This window comes from Cupriavidus sp. YR651, assembly GCF_900101625.1.
In the GTDB taxonomy this organism is placed as follows: Bacteria; Pseudomonadota; Gammaproteobacteria; order Burkholderiales; family Burkholderiaceae; genus Cupriavidus.
Window position 1 is genome coordinate 109,271 of sequence record NZ_FMYZ01000012.1, and the last position, 19,353, is coordinate 128,623.

Below are 19,353 nucleotides of genomic sequence, written 5' to 3' on the forward strand. Positions count from 1 at the left end.
CATTCCTGCACCGCGGCGGCGTTCGGCACCTCGGCCAGAACCTGAATGTCTTCGATGTGACGCTTCCGGCGCTACTGCGACGGAGTTATCGGCGGGTGCCTCCCGTGCTTCACAACGAAGTGATACCTTGCGAAACCTCTTGAATTACGATCGTAATGTTATATTATGATCGTAATTCAATAAGGCCGTGATCCTCTTCGCGGTCGTGAAATGCCGGGTCACACCTTTCCTGTGAGGAATTTATGAACGATACGATCGCCAGCTCTAGCCAAACGTCTGCGCCAGAAGTGCAGAGATTCGCTTCACTCGGGCTCGCAGCGGCCGCCGACGCGATCCGCGGCGGTGAGATGACATCGGAGGTGTACGCCACGGCTTTGCTGCGGCAGGCTCGGTCGCACGCTGACCTTAACGCGTTCATCACCATCGACGGAGACGCCGTGCTTGAGGCTGCGAAGAACGCAGACAAGGCGCGGTCGGCCGGGGCGAAGGCTCCCCTACTGGGTGTGCCGATCGGAGTGAAGGACAGCTACCTGACGACAGGGCTGCCCACGAGCATCGGCCTCGATCGTCTGGCGCACTTTATTCCGACGGAAGACGCCGATGCGGTCCGGGCGATCAAGGATGCAGGCGCCCTCGTCTTCGGCAAGAACAATCTGGTGGAGATGTCCTTTGGGCTGACCGGACACAACGAGCGCTATGGCCAGGTGAAGAACCCACGCGCCCACGGTCGCGTCACGGGAGGGTCATCAAGCGGTTCTGCCGCATCCGTGGCCGCCGGGATAGTGCCCGCCTCCTTGGGTGGCGATACAGTCGGATCGATCCGTGTGCCCGCGTCGCTCTGTGGTGTCGTCGGGTTCAAGCCGACCACAGGACGCTGGCCGCGTAACGGCGTCGCACCGATCTCCCACACTCTCGACACGACGGGTGTATTCGCGCGTAGTGTCGAGGATTGCATGCTGCTGGACCAGGTCGTTACCGGGGAGCAGGCTGCGGAGCCCGTCGAGTGGGATTTCAACCTAAAGGGAGCCCGACTGGCCTTCGCGCCGCGGCAGTTTCTGGGCTTGGTGGACTCGGAAGTCGAGGATCGATTCCGTGAGGTAGTTCGGCGGTTGCGGGACGCCGGCGCCGAGGTCTTTGAGATCGACCTCGGGGAAGATTTCAATGCCCTCATCCAGACAACTACGTGGGGCATTTTCGCCCATGAGACCCAGGGCGCAGTCTCGGAATTCCTCCGTCTACACAATATTCCGACCACGTTCGAGGCGATTTACAAAGGCCTCAAGCCCCAGCTTCGCCAGGCGTGGGAGCACATCGTACTGCCGGGCGGTGCAGGTGCTACCTCAGTGGAGGCCTATCAGACCGCGCTCAACGTAAGCCGTCCGGAAATCCAGCGCCGTCTGAACCAGGCGTTCGTCACGCGAGGAGCGCTTGCCATTCTGCAGCCGACGACGCCCTGCATGGCGCCTTCGATCGAGGAGCAGGAAGAGTTCCACATCGCGGGCCAGAAAGTCAGCTACCTCGCCTTGGCGAACCACACTTTGTCTGCAAGCAGCGTGGGTCTGCCGGGTATCAGTCTCCCTGCGGGCGTGTCTCGCGCGGGACTTCCGATCGGTCTTGAGCTGGACGCCCCGCTGGCGAGCGACCGGGCGCTTCTGAAGCTTGCCCGCCGAATCGAGGCGGTCTTAGGCACCCAGCCGCCGACGCTCTGACGATCTAGCCCCGGCTATTGCCGGGCTGACGCGCCGATCCATCCAGTACGATATCGGCAATCCGCTCACCACATCGAAGATGACCCGCCATCAACTGTCGGCGGGACTCCATGCACCCATCCGTGTACTGCTGCGCGAGGATGGCGATGGTGGTATCGGGTTTGAATATGATCGACCAGCCTCCGTTTTTGGCCAGTTCGGCAGCGAGGAGGTCAATACCGTGGCTCATCAGCTTGATCGCGACCTCCGGGCCTTGCTGGAGGCGACCGCAAACTGACGGCCGCGAGACACGAGTGGAGAGAAGATGCGTTTCGAAAAAGGTCACAAAGCCGCGACTCGGCAGCATATCCTCGAGGTCGCCTCGAAATGCTTCCGCCGAGAGGGAGTCTCGGCTGCGGGCATCAGCGGGATCATGGGAGCGGCCGGCCTGACCAACGGCGCATTCTATCTCCACTTCGCGTCCAAAGAGGAGCTTGTTCGCGAGGCGGTCGGGGGCGCGCTCGCAGAGCGGCAACTGGACCTCGAACAGAAACTCCAGACGGGCACTGACCTTGAGGGAGTGATTCGAAGCTACCTCAGTCAAGCGCATCGCGAGGACCTGGCATGCGGATGTCCTTCGGCGGCTTTGCTTCCGGAAGTCGCCAGGCACTCGGTGTCGATACGGCAAACCTATGAGGATGGGTTGCAAAGCTTCGTTGCAACGTTGGCCGCATTGCTCCCAGATGCGGATTCCACAGCAGCGGGTCGTCGTGCAACAGCCATCTTCGCTCTCATGGTGGGAACCCTCCAGTTCGCGCGCGCCGTGCCAGACGTTGCACGCGCGGAGCAAATCCTGGAAGGCGGTGTCGAGGCAGCGCTCCTCCTTGCCCGAGAGTCGCCCGTATGAAGATTTCGTCGCGTGCGCCCGAGCCTCCTCAGGCCGAGCCGGCTCAATGCCCGAGATCCGAGGTGACCTGCAGATGGACCCGCACGAATTCTCCCTTGGACGTCACGGCGGACAGCCCGGCGGTGAAGCCGATTGCGCCGCCAGGGTCCTGTCGGGCGGGAGCATCGGCCCCGCCCTGGATCGCGCACTAGTCGTAGCTGACCGCGTTCACGGCGCAGGACGACAGGTTGGACTCATAGCTGCCGGGGCGCACACCCCATTGCCCTCCCCGCTGGGCCTGAAGCCAGAGCTCGATGGTGGTGATGAGCGTGGCGTCGTGGACGTGCTTGTCCTGCCGCCAGCAGACCTTGACCTCTGTTCCGTTGTTGGCTTCGGTGAATTTTTCCTGGCAATACTTGGCCATGGCTGGCTCCTTGAAGGATGCAACGTGTGGAACGGTGGACTTCACATCACGGTGAAATAGTCGCGCCAGGCGGCCTCCAGCGTGATCCGGGTAGGCATCGGCACGGCGGCGTTGTTGAACGTGGGCGGTTGGTTATTGCCGTAGTAGTAAGCGGTGCGGTCGTTCGTCGCCATATGGTCGCGCGTGGCATTGTCGACGCAACGGCTCATATGGATAGCCGGGAAGTTCGGATTCTCGTAGTACACCCAGACGCCTTGGCCGTTCGCGGGGTCGCGATACGCGCTGACTTTCCAGTCGTCCATCATGGTTGCTCTCCTTGAAAACGCTACTGCGATTGACGTGCCGGTGGGCGTGTTCCCGCCAGCGCTACGAAACCGGCTTGCTGATCACGCCCAGCAAGACCGGGACATCCGAGCCGCTGCCATCGAACGAGACTTCGGTACCGTTGCAGCCCCGGCATGCCACGGCGCCCGGGGCATCCTGGGCGGCGCCCTGAACGGCAAAGGGGCCGACCCGCGTCAGCGAAGCAGCGAGTGCCTGCGCCTGCTGCGGACTGCCCGCGCGCAGCGCGATGCGCGGCTGATAGCCGATGACCGCGCCTGTTGGCAACAACGCGAGCGCGCCGGCGGCCCCGAAGAAGTCGGGCGCGCCCGCCGGCAGCGCGGCCTGGCCGCCATCCAGCAGGCTGGCTTCGAACCAACTGCCAGGCGTCAGCGCGAAGACGCCGAACCCACCCAGCGACAAAGCCAATCCGTTGACGCCGTCAGGCAGGCCATTCGGCGCACCTTCGACCATGGCCGCTAGCGGCGCCGCGTTGATTGCACCCGCGACCGCCGCGCCGCCGGCGCCTTGCAGCCCCAGGAAGGAAGGCCAGTTTCCCGCCGCCGGCAAGGCAGCAGCAGGCGCGGCCCCGGCCAGAGCGGCCAGCGCCGGAGGCGGCAGGGACACCGACCAGGCCGTAGCGCCGCCGGCTGGCGCCGCGCGCCATGCGGCCAGCCCCGCAAGCCAGCCATCGAGCGCGTATCGCGGGCAGCGGAATTCCACGCCCGCCGCATAGAGGCTGGCGGCCATGTTCAGGTCCGAGGCCTCTTGTTGCGATGCCAGCAAGCAGCGATTCAGGGCTGCCGTGAGCGCCGGCACGCGTTCACCCAACGCCGCCAGCAGCGTTTGATGCGCTTGCGCAGGCGCAGGCGCAAGCGCGGCAGGCGCCACGGCGTTGGCCGCGGCGTTGACGCCCGCGGGCATGGGGGGGCCGGGCTGCCACGCCCGCACCGCCTGCCGGTAGCGCGCCAGGTCGGCCTGCAGGCTGCCCGCCCCGGCAGCCGCCTGCAACAGCGCGGGCTGCCCTGCGGCGCTTTCCACCAGGTAGCTCAGGCAAAGCCAGTAGGCGGCAAACAAGCCGCTGTAAGGCGCGTAGGCACCCGCGGCAGCGGGAATGCCGTCGCCCAGCTGGTAGGTGCACCAGTTGCCCACCTGCGCATCCGCGTTGCCCAGTCCGCTGAAGGTGGCGGCCCCCGCGACGGAGAACACGTCGTTGCCAGCCACGCCCGCATGGCTGGCAAGTGCCGCGGCATACATGCGCCAGAGCGCAAGGTCGGATAGCACGGCGAGACCTCCCGGCAGGATGGACAGGATGAACGGCTGGGCGGCGCAGCCCCTCGCCTGAGCGCGCGAGGGACTGCGATCGCGACGGCCTCAGGTGCCCAGCTGCTGGCTTACTACCGCAAGCAGGATCGGCAGGGTGCTGCTGACCGGCCCGATGGTGACCGTGGCCGATGCATCGTCCCACTTGATGTCCTGCTTGGTGCCGTTGGTCGACACCGTGGCCGAGCCGATGCGGAACGGGCCGATGCCGATCGACGCGGTCGCCTGCGCTTGCCAGGTGTTCTTGACGTTGCTGTAGTCGCTGGCCGCCATCTTCAGCTTCACGGTCGGCTGGAAGCCCACCACGATCTGCGTCGCCATCCGCGCCAGCGAGCCGCTGTCGGCGAAGAAGGCCGGCGCGCCGGATTTGAGCCGCTGATGGTAGGTCGACACCAGCCCGCCGTTGTCCCACCACAGCCCGGGGCTGACCGGGAAGGTGCCGAAGCCGGTGAAGTCCACGGTCAGGCTGAAGTCACTGCTGGTGGTATTGATGCTGGTCTTTTGCCCGCTGGCCGAACCGCTGCCGAAGAAGGAGAAGAAGTCGCCGAACAGGCTGGCGTTTACCGAGGTGCTCCAGCCGAACTCGTCGAAGTCGTAAGTCTTCGAAGCGGAAGTCACCGAGATCGACGCGCCGGCGTTGTTCTTGCCGGCGACGCTGGCCTGCTGCCACTCGGCGTACTTGGCGCTGAACGCCTGCAGGGAATAGGACGGCGCGAAGGCCGAGATCAGGTTGTTCACCGGCACCGGATTGGTGCCACCGATCACCACCGGCTGGCTGCCCGCGGGCGCCACGCTGCCCACCTTGACCGGCATGTTGTACGGGTTCTGCAGCGTCATGCTCTGCGCGCCGTTGATGCCCACCTTGGCCCGCGCCTGCTGCACCACGCTATAGCCGGCCCCGTAGGCCTTGATCATGATCTCGTCATACGCGCTGGCCGCGCCGATCAGCGCATTGTTGGCGCTCAGGTAGGACGGATAGCTCTGCTGCACCCAAGTCTGGAAGGGAGGCGGCGTGGGATTGACGTTCTTGTACGCCCCGTAAGCCGTATAGGCCGCTACCTGGACATTGTTGAATGCGGTCTGCGCGGTATTGAGCGCCGCCGCGGCCTGGTTGACCTGGCTGCCCAGGTTCGGATTGACCATGGCGCCAAGATCGATCCAGTCGAGGAAGGTCGCGTACGTGGCCAGAAGGCCGCCCGCCGGCGCATAGGCCGGACTGTTGGCAGGCACGACATCGCCGATGCCGTACACATAGGCATTGATGATGTCAGGGTCGGCGTTGCCCAGGTCCACGTTCAGGGTGGTTGAGCCGGCGCTGAACTGCTGCTGTGCGGACATGCCATTGGGGAAGGCGGTCGCCTGCAGGGCGCCCATCCACTGCTTCCACAGACCCACGGTATCGACGTTTGCCATTTTTTCTGCTCCAGATCGTTTGCCGAGAAGGGACGGTGGCGGCATCCAGGCCCCACCCTCCGCCGACGCGCCGTGCCCCGCCGCCATCGCGCATGCACCGTTCGTCTGGAGTTCATGGTCGGTTATCGCGGGCGCCGCCGAACTGTGCCGCGGCCTGATTCGCACCTTCAGGAATGCTGATTCGCGCATCGGCAGCATGGATAGCGCGGCCGGCGGCGGCGTAGCGCCTAGAAGAGGTCTTCGCGAATCGCGTAGCGCGTCAACTGGGCAATGCCCTTGACCTGAAGCTTGGCCATGATGTGCTCGCGATGGGTACCCACCGTCTTGCCGCTGATGTGCAGCCGTTCGGCGATCTCCCGGGTGGAGTGCCCCTCCACCAGCAACTGCAGGATCTGCCGCTCGCGCGTGCTGAGCTGCGCGCTCGGCTCGATCGAGCCGTGGTGCCGCGCGCGGCGCAGGCTGGCGACCATCGCGGTGGCTACCTCGGGACTGAGATAGGAACGCCCTCCCGCCACCGTGCGGATGGCCTTGCCGAGTTCGTCGCAGGCGCAATCCTTGAGCAGGTAGCCAAGCGCGCCGGCGTCCAGCGCGGCGGCGATCATGCGCTGCTCGCCATGCGCCGAGAGGCACAGGACGCGCGCCGAGGGCACGTCCGACACGATGCGGCAGAGCGCGTCGATGCCGTTGAGTATCGGCATGCCGAGATCGAGGGCGATCACGTCCGGGAGCAAGGCCTGCGCCATGCGCAAGGCTTCCATGCCGTCGCCGGCCTGGCCGATGACGGTCATGTCCGCTTCGCGCTCAAGCAAGGCGGCAAGTCCCTCCCGGAAGAGCGTGTGATCGTCGGCAAGCAAGACACGGGTGTGCGGCATGCTCAATCTCGCCGCATGGTGTGGATTCCGTCGCGGTGCACCGGGCCGCCGGCATCGCCGCCCGCCGCCCGCCAGTGCCCCGTGGGCATCACGATGCGCACGTGCGTGCCGCTGCCGTGCGCGGAGCCCACTTCGAGGCGTGCCCCCAGCGCGCGAAGCTGTGCCGCGCTGCTGGGCAGGCCAAAACCGCCCCCGGCACTTCCCTTGCCGGCAACTGAGCCCGGATCGAAGCCACAGCCGTCGTCCTCCACGCTGACCGTGACGTGGCCGTGCTCACAGGCCGTACGCACCCACACCTGGGATGCGCCGCTATGCTTGCGAACGTTGGCAAGCAACTCCTTCACCACGCGCAGCAACACCGCGGTGGCGGCTTGCTCAAGCGGCACCTGGGGGCCGCGCAGATCCAGCAGCAGGCGGGGAACCCCGCTCGATCCGTCCCCTGCGCGATGCGCCAGGCTACGCAGCGCATCGTCTAGCGGCCCCTGTGCCAGCAGGCCAAGGCCGAGATCGATCGTCGCCGCGCGTACGCTGGCGGCAGCCTCCGCCACCAGCGTACGCGCCTCGTCGATCAGCGCGCGTGCCTGCGGCGGGCATGCCAGCGTCTCCAACTGGCCCAGCCGCAATAGCGCGAGGGCAAGCGCCTGGCCCACTTCGTCGTGCAGGCTGCAGGCGATGCGCTGCCGCTCGCACTCCCGGGCCGCATGGCTGGCGTCGAGGATGGCCTGCTGTTGCTCGCGCCGCCGCCCGCGCACTGGACGATTGGCCTGGTACGCGGGCCTGCGCCCTGGGACAAGCCCGTCACTGCCCCCGGGCGCCGCCCCGGCATTCTTGTTTCGCAACATGCCTGCCCCCTTGAACCAACGAACTCACCCGCGCGCGAAAATCTCTTCTTAATATTATTCAATTGACATACAGTTCCATGAATCCCGCGCCAGCTCTGGCTTTCCGGACTTCGCGGTCAAGCCTTGCGCAGCATCATCCCGTCGCGCGCACGCGCCTTGCAATACTGCCAATGCCGTATCTCCGTTAGCACGGAGCCAGGGATTCACTCATGGCGCCAGCAGGCCATGACGCAGGAAATAGATCGCCACGCCGGCCGCATTGCCCACGCCGAGTTTCCGGTACAGGTTCTCCCGATGCTTCCGCACGGTCAGGTTGCTCAGGCCGAGTTCCCTGGCAATCTGCTTGCTGGTATGCCCCGCCGCTACCCGTTGCGCAATGTCACGCTCGCGCTGCGTCAGCACAGCCGGTGGCACGCCCGCCGGATGCGCCGCCATTGCCGTCTCGATGGGCCGCGCGAGATCGACGAAAGCCGTGCGCCACCGCGTAGGCGGCAAGCTGCGCCGCATTGCGCAAGCCCGTCTTGGCCAGCAAGTTGCTGCGATGCTTGCGGGCGGTCAGCACGCTGATCTGCAATTCAGCGGCGACAGCGCGGCAACTCATGCCGGATGCGATCAGCCCCAGGACTTCACGTTCGCGCTGCGTCAGCGTGGCGGAGAGAATGCGTTGAGCCTGCATGTGTTGCCTGGGACGGGATGAAGCTCGCAATTCTGGCAGATGGCAGCCCGCCGGGTGACGCGACGGACAGCGTCATGCCCGCGCGCCACCCGGCGGAAAAGCCGGTCGCAGGCCAAGGGCCGGGTGGGCGCGGCCACCATGCGGAACGGTTATGACCGCATCGCTACGAATCCAGTAACTGACGAGAAAATTGTCGTGCCCGGCAAAGCTGGGGATGTGTCCATGCTAGTCGATGGCCAGTGAGTCAAGTATTCCGATGGAGCCCTGTTGGCGTAAGTTTCAATGCTCCGAAAGAGACAACCGCAGGCAACCAACTGATGGTATTGGGACCCGCAGGTCCGGCCGGCGTGTGCGCCGGACATCGAGGACGGCAGTCGACGCCAGTGACCCTCCCATAAACGGCGGCGGACACCTGCCTTCTGCAAGCTCCCGGTCTTGTTGGACGTCACTGTCAAAGCAGTCGCAACAGCCGCGAGGCGACGGCCTTGGCACGCGTAGTTTCAGCGCCATGTTGTGTTGTTTCTTTCGCTGTGTACGTTTTGTAACCGGCAGTTACGAGTAGAATGCGCACCGCGGCGCGCCCCCAAGGCGGGCCGCCCGTGATTGCAGGTGCCAACGATTCTTTCATTGGTTAAACGGGAAACAGGTGCGCCGCCCTGAAGCGGCAATGCCTGTGCTGCCCCCGCAACGGTAAGCAGGTTAGGGAACTGTCATGCCGATCCATCGGATCGGCGGCCACTGCGCAGGATTCATTGGCGTGGGAAGGCGACGGATTTCCGGGAGCGCACGCTCCCGCCTGCCAGCCCGGATACCGGCCTGTCGTCAACATCGACATTTTCCGTCCGGGCGGGGTCGTCCGGCTTCACGATGAAATACAACCTGTCTGCGCATTCCGCTGGCCGCCCGCGCTCGGCTCAAACTTCGTCACGTGTGGCACGTGGAAGTCGGCCTCGTGTTCTGGCCGTATCTCTTGGCACCATTGCCAGCCTGAATCTTCCCAACGCTTTTGCCCAGGAGGCATCCGACAAGAAGGATGCGTCGCTGCCACCAGTGGTAGTCAGTGAGAACGCCCAGCCGGGCATGGCGTTGTCCAGGCCCGAATTCACCGGCAGCCGCATGGGCCTGACGCCGCTGGAAACGCCGGCGAGCGTGGAGGTCCTCAGCGGCGAGACGATTCGTGCGCGTGGCGATCAGACCGTGCGGGAAGCCGTCACCCGCGCCACCGGTATCACCGGTAACCCGGCCCCCGGCAATGGCGGCACGTCGCTGACCGCGCGCGGTTTCGCGGGCCAGGGCTCGGTCATGCAACTGCTGGACGGCACGCGCATGTACGTGGCGTCGGGCACGGTGACGTTCCCGTTCGATACCTGGTCCGTCGACCGCATCGAGGTGCTGCGCGGCCCGGCCTCCGTGATGTACGGCGAGGGGGCGATTGGCGGCGTGGTCAACGTCGTGCAGAAGAAGCCAATCCGAGGGCCGATCGAGAACGAACTGCAGATCACGGGCGGCACCGAGAAGACTGCGCGTGTGGCCTTCGACAGCGGTGGCAAGATCAACGACAACCTGTCATACCGCTTCGCCACCGCGGCCAACCGCTCGGCGGGCTGGGTGGACCGCGGCGATTCCAACAATCTGATGGTGTCGGCTTCGGTGCGGCTGGACGTGAATCCGGAATTCAACCTGACGTTGTCTTATGACGACGGCACCCAGCATCCGCAGCAATACCTGGGTACGCCGCTGGTCAATGGCAGCCTGGACACCTCGCTGCGCAAGAAGAACTACAACGTTGGCGATGCCGAAATCAGCTATCGCGACCGCTGGACGCGCCTGAATGCCGAATGGACGCCCAACGACCGCGTGAAGGTGCGCAACCAGTTCTATTACCTGACCAGCCATCGCCACTGGCGCGACAGCGAGACCTACACCTATCTGCCGGCGACGTCGCAGGTGCGCCGCACCGACTACCTGGAAATCCTGCATGACCAGGAGCAGGTGGGTGACCGCGCCGACGTGACCGTGCACAGCAAGCTGCTCGGGCTCGACAACACGACGACGGTTGGCTTTGACATCAACAAGATCAACTTCACGCATTCGAACAATTCGCCTTATGGTGGGACGTCGACCGTGAATGCACGCGATTTCGATCCGGGCCTGTTCTTCAGCCCGCCGGGTATCGTCACCTCGCCGCGTTTCCGTACCAACACCACGCAGTACGCGCTGTTCGGCGAACACCGCATCGCCTTCACGCCGCAGTGGTCGGTCATCGGCGGCGTGCGCTTCGATCACGCCGAACTGACACGCACCGATCTGCTGGCTGGCTCGGCCTGGGAAAAGACGTTTGCCAACACCACGTGGCGTGTGGGCACGGTCTATCAGTTCACACCGAGCCTGGCGGTCTATGCGCAGTACGCCACGGCCACGGATCCGCTGGGCGCGCTGATCACCACGTCGGACGCGCAACGCAACTTCAATCTCGCCACGGGTAAGCAGGTGGAAGTGGGCGTCAAGCAGGCGTTCTGGGGTAATCGTGGCGAATGGACCTTCGCGGCCTACGAGATCCGCAAGAACGACCTGCTGTCGCGCGATCCCGTGAACCCGGCTATCACGCAACAGGTCGGTGAACAGTCGTCGCGCGGTCTGGAGGCATCGGCCAGCGTGGAACTGCTGCGCGGCTTGCGTCTGGATATCAACGGTACCGTGCTGCGGGCGCGCTACGAGGACTTCAACGAGTCCGTGGGTGGCGTGCTGGTGTCGCGTGCCGGCAATGTGCCTGCCAGCGTGCCGCAGCAGGCGGCCAATGCATGGCTGACGTGGACCTTCCTGCCGCAATGGACGTTCGGCGCGGGCCTGCGCTATGTGGGCGGCCGCTATGCCGACACGGCGAACCGGGTGCGCGTGCCCAGCTATACAACGGTCGATACCGTACTGTCATGGCGCGTGACCAAACAAACGGCACTGACAGTGCGCGTCTACAACCTGTTCAACAAGGACTACGCCGAATCGGTTTCCAACGGCGGCCAGCAATGGCTGCTCGGCCGTCCGCGCGCGGCGGAGTTGTCGGCCAACTTCTACTTCTGAGGTGGAATCGTGTGGCGCAAGACCAAGCGCTGGCTGTACCTGATCCATCGCTGGATGGGGATCGCGGGTTGCCTGCTGATTGCGATGTGGTTCGGCTCGGGACTGGTCATGATGTACGTGGGCTTTCCCGCGCTGACCGACGCCGAACGGCTTGCGGCGCTGCCAGCGATCGATGCCAGCCGCGTCGTCGTCGCGCCCGATGCAGCCATGCAGGCTGCGGGTCTGGACCAGTATCCCCGCGGCCTGCGGCTTGAGATGGCGGGCGACCTGCCGGTCTATCGCATGATCGATGGCAAGGGCCAGCCTCACACGGTGTCGGCAGTCGATGGCCGCGTGATCGACCGCGTCGACGCGGATACGGCCCGGGCCACCGCGCAGCGGTTTGCCGGCAAGCCCGCGCGATGGCTGGAGACGGCGGAACGCGACCAGTGGACGGTGCCAAACGGGCTCAACGCCTGGCGGCCGCTCCATCGCATCGCCATCGACGACGACGCGGGCACCGAGCTGTATGTCTCCGCGAAAACGGGCGAGGTCATGCGCGACACGCACCGCGCCGAACGGCTCTGGAACTGGCTGGGCTCGGTCCCTCACTGGCTCTACTTCACGCCGATCCGCAAGGACCCGCCGCTGTGGCGGCAGGTGGTGTTGTGGACGTCCGGCCCGTGTGTCGTGGTGGCCATCACCGGTATCTGGATCGGCTGGCTGCGGCTGCGTGTGCGGCGCCGCTTCGCCCACGGCAGCATGGCGGGCGCGTCGCCGTATCACGGCTGGATGGCGTGGCATCACGTGGCCGGACTCATCGGCTCGCTGTTCTTGCTGTTCTGGCTGATCTCGGGATGGTTGTCCGTCAATCCGAACCAGTGGTTCAACGGGCGCGGATTCGATGGTGCGGCATTGCAGCGCTATGCCGGGCACCACGCGGCATCCTTCCCCGCTCCGGCGTGGCAAGCGATTCGACAGGGCGATGGAGCACGCGAGATTCGCATGAACTGGGTCGGAGGTGCCCCTGTACTGCTGGTGGCATCAGGCGAGGGCAATACTCAGGCGCTTGATCCGCGCAGTGGTCTTCCCTTGCAATGGGATCGTGGCGCACTGATTCGCTCTGCGGCCACGCTGCTACCCGCAGCCAGCATCGCATCCAGTGATGTGCAGACGGAACCGGACGCCTACTGGTACAGCCACCACAACCCGCGCCAACTACCTGTGCTGCGCGTCGGCTTCGACGATACGGACCATACGTGGGCCTATATTCACCCGACGACTGGCCAGGTGATTGGCCGAAGCGACGATAGCCGCCGCGCGTACCGCTGGCTGTTCAACGCAGTCCACAGCTATGACTTCGTGACGCTGACACACCATCGACCATGGTGGGATGCGGTGATGTGGGCGTTGTCGATCGTAGGTCTGGTGATGTCGGTCAGCGGCGTCGTGGTCGGCTGGCGGCGGTTGCGTCGCTGACTGGCTGGTTGATCAATCGTCGGCAAATCGGTATGACACCAGCGACTCCGTGTTGCTGTCCACAAGGATCGTCTTGCCGGCCGGCGGAAACGCCCGCTGCACACAGTTTTCCCGTGGGCACACACGGCAGCCGGGCCCGATTGGCACAACGTCGGATGGGTGTTCGATGTCAATGTGGTCTGCGTAGACGAGTTCGCGCGCGTGCGCCAGTTCGCAGCCAAGGCCGATGGCGAACAGCTTGCGTCGCGTGCGGTAGCCACCGCCGCCGCGTTCGATCGTTCTGGCAATGCCGAAGTAGCGGATGCCGTCGGGCATCTCCGCGATCTGCGTGAGAATCCGGCCTGGCTGCGCGAACGCCTCATGTACGTGCCAGAGCGGGCATGCGCCGCCGTGCCGGGCAAAGTGGAATGACGTCGCGCTCTGCCGCTTCGAAATGTTCCCTGCCTGATCCAGGCGTATGAAGTAGAACGGCACGCCCCGGGCGTTGGGGCGCTGCATCGTCGACAGGCGATGGCATATCGTCTCGATGCTCACCTGAAAGTGCTGCTGTAGCAATTCGATGTCATATCTCACGCGCCGGGCGGCATCGAGAAAGCCGCCATACGGTAGCAGCATGGCGCCGGCAAAGTAGTGCGAGAGCCCCTGTCGCGCGAGTTCCCGAGTGGAGGCGTCGGAGAACCCGGCACGCCCGATTTCGCCTTCGATGACGTCGCCATGCATCAGTAGCGCGTACTGTGTCGCAAGCTGGAATGCCTGTTGCGCGTCACTGAGTCCGGCACGCAGCGCGATCTGTCGGCGGGCGGGATCGAAGCGGCGCAGCCATCCGCCAGCGTCCTCCGCCTCGGTGACTGTGACGCCGAAGCCATCGCGCAGCAATTTCTGTAGCGGCGCGCTTCGGCCGCCCGGTGTCAGGTTCGCCGACGCCGCCAACTCTTCCGCGAGGACGTCGAGCGCATCCAGGTAGTTGTTTTCGCGATTGAAATGATCCCGCACTTCTTCGTGGGGGAGTGGCGCCGCAACCTCACGCAGCATGTCCGATCGGGCGTCCGGGCCAAGTTCGCCATAGAAGCGGTCGACGGCCTGCGCGTATTCGTCCCGCAGCCGCCCGTGCCGCGCATAGAGACTCAGGAACGCCTCGACCAGATCGGGTGCCTGCTCGGTCATCCTTTGCAGCGCGGCTGGTGCAATCGTGCTTGACCAGACCGTGCGATCCCGCAATGCGACGTCAAGCTCGGCAAGCTGGCGTTGGTCCTGCTCCTCCGAAAACTGCCCGACATCGCCGCCAAACACCTCGGCAAGTTTCAGCAACACCGCAGCCGTGACCGGGCGCTGGTTGTTTTCGATCTGGCTGATGTAGCTCAGTGACAGGGACAAGCGGCTTGCCAGCGTCACCTGACTCCATTCCCGCTGCTCGCGCAGTCTCCGTACGCGCGCGCCGACAAATATCTTTCTCGACTTCGTCATTTCACAACCTTCACAAAATTACGGGAGGGATTGCGAAGATCTTCACAGGTATTCTCTTTTACTTCAGTAAGTTGTGTGGGTTTGTGAAGATTGCGAGTAGATTTTCTCCGAGTTTGATGTCGATGTCGAGCCAACCGGAGACCCCATGCATTCCGCCGAAATTCCCAGCATTCCGCTGCTCATCAATGGTGAGTTCGTCCAGTCGCGCACGTCGGAGTGGCGTGATGTTGTAAACCCTGCGAACCAGCAGGTGCTGGCCCGCGTGCCGCTGGCGACCGCTGACGAAGTTGCCGCCGCCGTGGCAGCCGCGCAGACGGCTTTCGCTTCCTGGCGGAAGACGCCGATCGGCACGCGCGCACGGATCTTCCTCAAGTACCAGGAGCTCATTCGCGCCAATATGAAGTCGCTTGCCGCGACGCTGACCGCCGAGCAAGGCAAGACACTGGCCGATGCCGAAGGCGACGTATTCCGCGGACTCGAAGTCGTCGAGCATGCCGCGGCCATTGGCAATCTGCAGCTCGGAGAGCTGGCGCACAACGTGGCGTCCGGCGTGGACACCTATACGCGCCTGCAGCCGCTCGGTGTTTGTGCCGGCATCACGCCGTTCAATTTTCCGGCCATGATTCCCCTGTGGATGTTCCCGATGGCCATCGCCTGCGGCAATACATTCGTGCTCAAGCCGTCGGAGCAGGACCCGATGGTGACCATGCAACTGGTGGAGCTGGCATTGCAAGCGGGGATTCCAAAGGGTGTTCTCAACGTCGTGCACGGCGCGGCCGATGTGGTGAACATGATCTGCGATCACCCGGATATCAAGGCCATTTCGTTCGTCGGTTCGACGAAGGTCGGGACGCATGTGTATGAGCGCGCTTCGCTTGCGGGCAAGCGCGTGCAGTGCATGATGGGCGCAAAGAATCACGCCATCGTGCTGCCCGACGCGCACAAGGAGCAGACGCTCAATGCGCTGGCGGGCGCCGCGTTCGGCGCGGCCGGCCAACGATGCATGGCTGTCTCGGTGGTGGTGCTCGTCGGCGACGCCAATCGCTGGGTACCGGATCTCGTGGCGAAGACCAGGACGCTGAAGATCGGGCCGGGACAGAACAATCCCGATGTGGGGCCCGTGATCTCGCGCCATGCCAGGACACGGATCGAAGGCCTGATCGCGCAAGGCGTCGAGGAGGGCGCGACGCTGGAACTCGATGGGCGCATGCCGGAACTGCCCGGCGGCCTGGCGGAAGGCAATTTCATCGCGCCGACGATTTTCTCGGGAGTGCGCCCGGGAATGGCGATCTACGATCAGGAGGTGTTCGGTCCCGTGCTTGCGGTGGTGGGCGCCGATACGCTGGACGAAGCGATCGCACTCGTCAACGCCAATCCGAACGGCAACGGCGTCGCAGTATTCACGCAGTCCGGCGCGGCGGCGCGCAAGTTCGAGGAAGAGATCGACGTCGGACAGGTCGGCATCAACGTGCCGATCCCAGTGCCCGTGCCGATGTTTTCGTTCACCGGTTCGCGTGCGTCCAAGCTGGGCGATCTCGGGCCCTACGGCAAGCAGGCGGTGCTGTTCTATACGCAGACGAAGACCATCACATCGCGCTGGTTCGAGGACGACGTTTCCACCGGCGTCAACACAACCATCCGGCTGCAGTAGCAGGGAAGCCGGCGATGGACTTCGACCTGAACGAGGATCAGCTCGCCTTCCAGCACACGGCGCGCGAATTCGCCGAACACGAATTCGCGCCCTTTGCGGCCGAGTGGGACGAGGCTCGGCATTTTCCGCGCGATGCGATCCGCAAATCCGGTGAACTGGGCTTCTGCGGGCTCTATGTGCCGGCGGAATTTGGCGGCGTGGGATTGTCGAGGCTTGACGCGACCATTGTTTTCGAGGAGCTGGCGAGCATCTGCCCATCCACAACGGGATTCATCACGATCCACAACATGGCGACCTGGATGGTGACCACGTTCGGCTCGCAGGAGCTTGCGGCGTACTGGGGGCCACGTCTTGCCAGCGGCAGCGCACTGGCATCGTATTGCCTGACGGAGCCCGGGGCCGGGTCTGATGCGGCATCGCTGCGCACCACGGCGCGCATGGAACGCGATGGCTTTGTGGTGAATGGCAGCAAGTCGTTCATTTCGGGCGCAGGGGAGACGGACGTGCTGGTTCTCATGGCACGCACGGGCGGACCCGGCGCGCCGGGCGTTTCCGCGCTGCTGGTTCCGGCGGACAGCCCGGGTATCCAGTATGGAAAGAAGGAAACCAAGATGGGCTGGAACAGCCAGCCAACGCGCACCATCAGCTTTGACAACGTGCGCGTGCCGGCGGGCAATCTGCTTGGCGAGGCGGGCAGCGGCTTCAGGATAGCGATGAAGGGGCTCGATGGCGGGCGCATCAATATCGCCACCTGCTCGATCGGCGCCGCGCAAGGCGCATTGCGTGTGGCACATCGATACATGCATGAGCGGGAGCAGTTCGGCAAACCTCTGGCGGATTTCCAGGCGCTGCAGTTCAAGCTGGCCGATATGGCTACCGAACTGGTGGCGGCCAGGCAGATCGTGCGGCTTGCAGCGTCGAAGCTCGACGCTTGCGATGCCGAGGCTTCGGTCTACTGCGCCATGGCCAAGCGCCTGGCCACCGACGTGGGCTTCAACGTCTGCAACGAGGCCCTGCAGATTCACGGCGGCTACGGTTATCTCCGCGACTATCCGCTGGAGCGGTTGCTGCGTGATGCACGCGTGCATCAGATCCTTGAAGGCACGAATGAAATCATGCGCGTGATCGTCGCCCGCAGGCTGTTGCAGGACAACGCAACGGAGGTGATCCGATGAGCGACGCCATGGAACGCGATACGCCCGTAGTGATCTCGACAATCGAGACGGCCAGCGGTCATCTGTTCGGCCGCGTGACACTCAACGCCCCCGATAGTCTCAATGCGTTGACCATGGCGATGGTCGAGCGGATCGATCCTCAGATGGAGCGGTGGGCGGTTGACTCGCGCGTTGTCGGCGTCCTGCTGGACGGCGTGGGCGAAAAGGCATTCTGCGCTGGCGGCGACATTGTCGGGCTATATCGCTCGATCAAGGCCGTGGCGCCTGGTGAAGTGCCGCGCGAGGCAGCCGCATTCTTCGCGCGTGAATATCGCCTGGATTACCGCATCCATCGGTTTCCAAAGCCTGTTCTCTGTTGGGGAACGGGCATTGTGATGGGCGGCGGGATTGGCTTGCTGGCCGGTGCATCGCACCGCGTTGCGACGCAAACCACGCGCATGGCGATGCCGGAAGTCGCGATCGGGCTGTATCCGGACGTGGGCGGGAGCTGGGTGTTGTCGCGCATGCCCGGCAAGGCGGGCATGTTCCTTGGGCTGACCGGGATGTCGCTGAACGTCACTGACGCGCTATATGCGGGACTGGCAACGCACGCGGCACATTCCGGCCAACGAGGCATGCTGCTCGAAACGATTGCAGCCGCGCCATGGCACGGCGATGCCGATGCCGATGCAGCCCGATTGGACAGCTTGCTCGCGGCATTGCAGAACGGCCTGGAGCTACCCGAGTCCGCGCTGAAGACGCATGCTGCCCGGATCGACGCATTGATCGGCGACCACGACGATCTCCATCAGATCGTCAGGCGGCTGAAGGCCCTGAACGACGACACGGATCCATGGCTGGCGAAGGCTGCAAGCGCCGTTGCCAGTGCTTCGCCAACGTCTCTGGCACTCACGTATGCGATGCAACAACGCGCCCGCGACATGTCGCTGGCGGAAGTCTTCAGGCTGGAATGGCAGGCATCGCTCGGTTGCTGTACGCATCAGGATTTTCCGGAAGGGATTCGGGCCTTGCTGATCGACAAGGACAAGCGACCGCAGTGGAAGCCCGCCACGCTTGAAGCGGTGACACCAGAACACATTGCAAACCATCTCGCGCCGCTGCATGGCGGCGCGCATCCCCTGGCCGATCTGGCCTGAACGAGGAGACATCGATGTCCAGCAGCACCCGTATTGCCTTTATCGGACTCGGAAACATGGGCGCGCCCATGGCGGTGAACCTGCATCGCGCGGGATTCGACGTCACGGCATTCGACCTCGGTGCCGACGCGCTGGCCCGTGTTCGCTCGGAGGGCCTGAACACGGCAAGTTCGGCGCGAACCGCCGTGGATGGCGCTTCGATCGTGATCTCGATGCTGCCGAACAGCCGGCATGTGGAATCGCTCTACCTTGGGAGCGATGGACTGCTGCCGGTGCTCGAGGCCGGCACACTGATTGTCGATTGCAGCACGATCGCACCCGCATCCGCGAAGAAGGTCGCCATGGCCGCGGCGGAAAGTCGACTTGAGATGATCGATGCACCGGTCTCCGGGGGAACGGCCGGCGCGGCTGCGGGAACCCTGACGTTCATCGTCGGCGGCACCGAGGGCGCATTGGCAAGGGCCAGGCCAGCGCTCGACGCGATGGGCAAGAACATCTTCCATATGGGCGCATCGGGCGCCGGTCAGGTGGCAAAGCTCTGCAACAACATGGCGCTCGGCGTGATCATGGCCGTGACTGGCGAGGCCCTGGCACTGGGCACTTCACATGGGCTCGATGCGGGCACGCTGTCGCGGATGATCGCTGTCAGCACGGGACGAAGCTGGGCGACGGAAGTCTGCAACCCATGGCCCGGCGTGCTTGAGAACGCGCCGTCCTCGCGTGGCTACACAGGCGGCTTTGGCAACGACCTCATGCTGAAGGATCTGGGCCTGGCGGTGGAGGCGGCGATGTCAGTGGGCGCCACGGTTCCGCTTGGCGAGCTCGCACGTAACCTGTACTCGTTGAACCATCGCTCGGGGCGGGGCGGGCTGGATTTTTCCAGTGTAATCAGGCTGTACACGGAAGAGGCGGACGACGACCGGCGCGCCTGACGCCGCATTCGTCG

18 protein-coding genes and 1 riboswitch are annotated in these 19,353 nt (G+C 64.5%); of the genes, 9 read left to right on the forward strand and 9 right to left on the reverse strand.

Features of this window, described 5'->3' with window-relative positions; translation table 11 throughout:
• The first annotated feature begins 242 nt into the window (after positions 1 to 242).
• The 3 genes from BLR29_RS25610 to BLR29_RS25620 are packed head-to-tail and all read left to right on the forward strand — an operon-like array spanning position 243 to position 2,595.
• Positions 243 to 1,709 carry an amidase family protein gene (locus BLR29_RS25610; RefSeq protein WP_092140908.1) on the forward strand — a complete coding sequence of 489 codons (1,467 nt, stop codon included), beginning with the start codon at positions 243 to 245 and terminating at the stop codon, positions 1,707 to 1,709.
• Between the two features lie 25 nt (positions 1,710 to 1,734).
• Positions 1,735 to 1,986: a DUF302 domain-containing protein gene (locus tag BLR29_RS25615; RefSeq protein ID WP_369804709.1), complete on the forward strand. Its 252-nt coding sequence runs from the start codon at positions 1,735 to 1,737 to the stop codon at positions 1,984 to 1,986.
• Between the two features lie 27 nt (positions 1,987 to 2,013).
• Positions 2,014 to 2,595: a TetR/AcrR family transcriptional regulator gene (locus BLR29_RS25620; protein ID WP_092140910.1), complete on the forward strand. Its 582-nt coding sequence runs from the start codon at positions 2,014 to 2,016 to the stop codon at positions 2,593 to 2,595.
• A 187-nt stretch (positions 2,596 to 2,782) separates the two neighbouring features.
• Here BLR29_RS25620 and BLR29_RS25625 read toward each other — a convergent pair whose 3' ends face one another.
• The 8 genes from BLR29_RS25625 to BLR29_RS25660 form a co-directional block, all read right to left on the reverse strand.
• A complete protein-coding gene (locus tag BLR29_RS25625) occupies positions 2,783 to 2,998 on the reverse strand; it encodes a hypothetical protein (RefSeq protein WP_092140912.1) in 216 nt (71 codons plus the stop codon).
• 41 nt (positions 2,999 to 3,039) lie between these two features.
• Positions 3,040 to 3,303: a hypothetical protein gene (locus BLR29_RS25630; RefSeq protein WP_092140914.1), complete on the reverse strand. Its 264-nt coding sequence runs from the start codon at positions 3,301 to 3,303 to the stop codon at positions 3,040 to 3,042.
• 61 nt (positions 3,304 to 3,364) lie between these two features.
• Complete coding sequence (locus BLR29_RS25635) at positions 3,365 to 4,603, reverse strand: hypothetical protein (RefSeq protein WP_092140916.1); 1,239 nt, start codon at positions 4,601 to 4,603, stop codon at positions 3,365 to 3,367.
• A gap of 90 nt (positions 4,604 to 4,693) precedes the next feature.
• Entirely contained in the window at positions 4,694 to 6,055 is a 1,362-nt protein-coding gene (locus tag BLR29_RS25640; RefSeq protein WP_255371439.1) for a hypothetical protein, read from the reverse strand.
• A 227-nt stretch (positions 6,056 to 6,282) separates the two neighbouring features.
• A complete protein-coding gene (locus tag BLR29_RS25645) occupies positions 6,283 to 6,927 on the reverse strand; it encodes a response regulator (protein WP_092140918.1) in 645 nt (214 codons plus the stop codon).
• A 2-nt stretch (positions 6,928 to 6,929) separates the two neighbouring features.
• The gene (locus BLR29_RS25650) at positions 6,930 to 7,769 is read right to left on the reverse strand and encodes a sensor histidine kinase (protein ID WP_092140920.1); all 840 of its coding nucleotides are present in this window, start codon (positions 7,767 to 7,769) and stop codon (positions 6,930 to 6,932) included.
• Between the two features lie 207 nt (positions 7,770 to 7,976).
• Positions 7,977 to 8,204 carry a response regulator transcription factor gene (locus tag BLR29_RS25655; protein WP_255371440.1) on the reverse strand — a complete coding sequence of 76 codons (228 nt, stop codon included), beginning with the start codon at positions 8,202 to 8,204 and terminating at the stop codon, positions 7,977 to 7,979.
• Complete coding sequence (locus tag BLR29_RS25660) at positions 8,149 to 8,445, reverse strand: response regulator transcription factor (RefSeq protein ID WP_092140922.1); 297 nt, start codon at positions 8,443 to 8,445, stop codon at positions 8,149 to 8,151. The genes BLR29_RS25655 and BLR29_RS25660 overlap by 56 nt, the downstream gene beginning before the upstream one ends.
• Positions 8,446 to 9,035: 590 nt before the next feature.
• Positions 9,036 to 9,280: riboswitch (cobalamin riboswitch) on the forward strand.
• Between the two features lie 245 nt (positions 9,281 to 9,525).
• Here BLR29_RS25660 and BLR29_RS25665 point away from each other — a divergent pair.
• Both BLR29_RS25665 and BLR29_RS25670 read left to right on the forward strand, forming a co-directional pair.
• Positions 9,526 to 11,523: a TonB-dependent receptor gene (locus BLR29_RS25665; RefSeq protein WP_255371441.1), complete on the forward strand. Its 1,998-nt coding sequence runs from the start codon at positions 9,526 to 9,528 to the stop codon at positions 11,521 to 11,523.
• A 9-nt stretch (positions 11,524 to 11,532) separates the two neighbouring features.
• Positions 11,533 to 12,981, forward strand: a complete 1,449-nt coding sequence (locus BLR29_RS25670; RefSeq protein ID WP_255371442.1) for a PepSY-associated TM helix domain-containing protein — start codon at positions 11,533 to 11,535, stop codon at positions 12,979 to 12,981.
• A 12-nt stretch (positions 12,982 to 12,993) separates the two neighbouring features.
• On the opposite strand, the gene BLR29_RS25675 is transcribed toward BLR29_RS25670, so the two are convergent.
• A complete protein-coding gene (locus BLR29_RS25675) occupies positions 12,994 to 14,445 on the reverse strand; it encodes a short-chain fatty acyl-CoA regulator family protein (protein WP_092140926.1) in 1,452 nt (483 codons plus the stop codon).
• Between the two features lie 145 nt (positions 14,446 to 14,590).
• Here BLR29_RS25675 and BLR29_RS25680 point away from each other — a divergent pair, with 145 nt between their 5' ends.
• Genes BLR29_RS25680 through mmsB form a run of 4 tightly spaced genes read left to right on the forward strand, consistent with a single transcriptional unit; the run spans position 14,591 to position 19,339 of the window.
• The gene (locus BLR29_RS25680) at positions 14,591 to 16,096 is read left to right on the forward strand and encodes a CoA-acylating methylmalonate-semialdehyde dehydrogenase (RefSeq protein WP_092140928.1); all 1,506 of its coding nucleotides are present in this window, start codon (positions 14,591 to 14,593) and stop codon (positions 16,094 to 16,096) included.
• Positions 16,097 to 16,110: 14 nt separating this feature from the next.
• Complete coding sequence (locus tag BLR29_RS25685; protein ID WP_092140930.1) at positions 16,111 to 17,271, forward strand: acyl-CoA dehydrogenase family protein; 1,161 nt, start codon at positions 16,111 to 16,113, stop codon at positions 17,269 to 17,271.
• Entirely contained in the window at positions 17,268 to 18,407 is a 1,140-nt protein-coding gene (locus tag BLR29_RS25690) for an enoyl-CoA hydratase/isomerase family protein (protein WP_255371443.1), read from the forward strand. The genes BLR29_RS25685 and BLR29_RS25690 overlap by 4 nt, the downstream gene beginning before the upstream one ends.
• Before the next feature lie 14 nt (positions 18,408 to 18,421).
• Complete coding sequence (gene mmsB, locus BLR29_RS25695) at positions 18,422 to 19,339, forward strand: 3-hydroxyisobutyrate dehydrogenase (RefSeq protein WP_092140932.1); 918 nt, start codon at positions 18,422 to 18,424, stop codon at positions 19,337 to 19,339.
• Positions 19,340 to 19,353 lie beyond the last annotated feature (14 nt).